The 2960-nt window shown below is 66.4% G+C and carries 2 protein-coding genes; both read left to right on the top strand.

Annotation, left to right across the window (positions count from 1 at the left end; all coding sequences use genetic code 11):
- Positions 1 to 414: 414 nt before the first annotated feature.
- Positions 415 to 2130, top strand: coding sequence for an ATP-binding protein (locus tag MJ777_RS22635; RefSeq protein ID WP_239377739.1), 1716 nt, complete (start codon positions 415 to 417; stop codon positions 2128 to 2130).
- An 84-nt stretch (positions 2131 to 2214) separates the two neighbouring features.
- Positions 2215 to 2364: a hypothetical protein gene (locus tag MJ777_RS22630; RefSeq protein WP_239345797.1), complete on the top strand. Its 150-nt coding sequence runs from the start codon at positions 2215 to 2217 to the stop codon at positions 2362 to 2364.
- Positions 2365 to 2960: the final 596 nt, after the last annotated feature.

Genomic DNA, 2960 nt, shown 5'->3' with positions numbered 1-2960 from the left:
AGGCCACGTATTGTCACGCGAGCTACGTTCAAGTAAGTCGTAACATTCGGTCGCTGGGACTCCACCCGTCGGTGACGGACCAGGACTTACACCGCATGGGTGCGTAGATCCGGCTTAGGGGCTACCGTCGCGGCTCGCTCCTGCTGGCAGTAACTGTGATGTTCCGCAGCCTGCGGGCGTGGCTGCGGTATCTGGACCTGGCTCACCCGAGCAAGCCCGCTGACTGGGCCGAATACGCAGCTGCGCTGCGTGCCAAACGCCGCGAGCCCGGTCGGATGGCCGCGTCACCCACCTCGTGGTCTGGGCGTTGCTACCGGACCGGCCTGCCAGGGCGTGACGGTTCGGCGGCTGAGGTGCAGAGGTAATCTGACGCCTGCAAGATCAGACCAGCGGCAGCCAGCGAGGAGGGGTTCGATGGTCAGCCACTTTCTCTCCTTCTCGCCGATCGACGCGGCAGCGGTCCGTGCGGCGATCGACGGTGGCGAGACGCTGTCGGTCGAGTTCAAGAGTGAACAACGCCAGTCCCTGGGCGACCGTGAGCTGATCGAGGCGGTGGTCTGTCTCGCCAACGGCCGTGGCGGTGTGCTGCTCCTCGGAGTTGAGGACTCCGGCGTGATCACCGGCGCACGGCCTCGGCACGGCGATCGGACGGAGCCGCAGCGGCTTCAGGCACTCATCGCAAATTCGACGCAGCCACCCGTGCAGACCTCCGTCTCCACGGTCGAGGTCGAGGGGACACCGGTCCTGTGCGTCCAGGTGGAAAACAGCCCGCGCATCGTCGGTACTACCCGCGGGATGTATCAGCGGCGGGCCATCGGAGGTGACGGCAAGCCAACCTGTGTACCGGTCCACGCGCATGAGATGCTCGCGCACGAGATCGACCGCGGAGCGCTGGACTACTCGGTGCTTCCCGTACCCGACGCGGGCTGGAACGACCTGGATCCGCTGGAATTCGAGCGGTTCCGTCGACTGATCCGAGAATCCGCCGGCTACGGCGACCGGGTGCTTGCCGAGCTGGACGATCAAGATATCGCACGTGCTCTCGGCCTGCTTGAGCAGCGAGGTGGCGCAACCGCGGTCTGTGCGGGTGCGCTGCTCCTGTTCGGTCGGGAGGAGGCGATCCGCCGCTACTGCCCGACCCACGAAGCGGCCTTCCAGGCATTGCGGGGCCTGGCGGTCCAGGTGAACGACTTCTTCGCCTGGCCGCTGTTCCGCCTGGCCGAGGAGCTCCTCACACGGTTCCGGGCCCGCAACTCCGAGCAGGAGATCCAGTTCGGCCTCCTCCGGGTCAGCGTTCCCGCCTACTCGGAGACGGCCTACCGCGAGGCGCTTGCCAACGCACTGATCCACCGGGACTACACCGCCCGAGGCGCGGTCCACGTCCAGTGGCAGGACGAGCAGTTGGAGATCACGAATCCCGGGGGCTTCCCGGCTGGGATCACTGTTGACAACTTCCTCGTCGCGTCACCGCGCCCCCGCAACCCGCGGATCGCCGACGCTTTCAAACGGGCGGGAATCGTCGAGCGGACCGGTCGTGGGATCAACCGGATTTTTGCTGAGCAGCTGCGTTTCGGTCACAGCCCGCCGGACTACACGCGGTCTACCGATAGTTCTGTCGCGGTGCTGCTCCCAGGCGGCAAGGCAGATCTTTCGCTCATTCGTTACGTCGTCGGCCAGGAGCACCAGGGCCAGCCGCTGATGTTGCCGGACCTGCAGATCGTCACCGATTTGCTACACCACGGCCGGCTTCGTACCGAGGAGGTTGCCGCCGTGCTGCAGGTGGGCGAGGCGGAGGCTCGCCGACAACTCGCGCGGATGGTCGACCGGGGTCTGGTCGAAGCCCGCGGCGGCGGGAAGGGCCGCACCTGGCATCTCACCGCGGCGGTCTACCGCGAGCTTCGCGAACCCGCCGCCTACGTGCGGGTCCACGGGTTCGACCAGGCGCAGCAGGAACAGATGGTGATCAAATACGTGGATGTTCATGGCCAGATCACCCGCGGTGAGGCGGCCAACCTGTGCTCGCTGTCCCCCGATCAGGCGTCCCGACTGCTACGCCGCCTCGCCGGAGGGGACGGTCCTCTCGTCGCCGACGGCGAGGGCCGGTCCCGCGTGTACACGCGCCGCGCGTGATGGGATCACGCGCGCTCGACATCCATCACGCGCGCGTGAAAATACACGCGGCGATGCTCGATGCGACCGGAGAGCAGAAGGTCGGTGACGGTGATGGACCTGGTCGAGGCGGTGCTGCGGTATGTCGAGCGGTTCCATGCGGCACCGGCACCATCAGATCATCTCGCCGCTCGGGGCGTGGCTGGTGCGCGCCAGCCGGGGAGGTCACCGAGGGGGCACAGCGCACGGCGGTAGAGGATGCGCTGGGCTTGCGATGTGCCGACGGCGGCTGCGGGGCGGCTGCGGCTGCGGGGCGGACCTGCTGGGCAATCCACATCCCGCGGTGCGGTTGGCCACGGCGATCGCACCTGCCGGCGGTTGAGACCGAGGCCCTGCGCTGGGATGGGCTCGCTGCGGCCGAGGCCAACAAGCCGTTGCCGGTGCTGGGGCAGCTGATGGCTGGGGCGGAGGCGGTGGGTGCGTGAGCCCGTTCAGGTCGGCTCGGCAGGCCGATGGGGACGGCTACGCCGTGTTTGTTGATCCGTAGCCGTGGTGGGTTTGTCATCGTCGGTCTTCCTGGGGGCTGTGCCTGCGCCTGTCCGTATCCGACGGATGATGGTGAGGTGACGGCGATATATGCCCGGGGAGGCTTCGAGGGGCTGATGCGTGTGGCTGTCAAGCGGTTAAATCTTGATCGACATCCAGAACCTCTGACACGCCGACGAAACGGGGAGGTTCTGGCAAAGATCGATATTGCTGTGACCTGCATAAACGTAAACGATCAATCTTTTGGATCAGTTTATCCACAGCCCTCGTCGGGAGGTTCTGGAAGGATCTTGCAAACCCGCAGC

Origin of the sequence: Protofrankia sp. Cj5, from assembly GCF_917627405.1 — a bacterium.
Taxonomy (GTDB): domain Bacteria; phylum Actinomycetota; class Actinomycetes; order Frankiales; family Frankiaceae; genus Protofrankia.
The sequence above is the reverse complement of the archived record's forward strand: the minus strand, read 5'-3'. Positions and strand labels throughout refer to the sequence as shown.

What these genes read in the sequence shown, in the direction of transcription:
- MJ777_RS22635 (WP_239377739.1), top strand. Translation starts at nt 415, where the DNA reads ATGGTCAGCCACTTTCTCTCCTTCTCGCCGATCGACGCGGCAGCGGTC.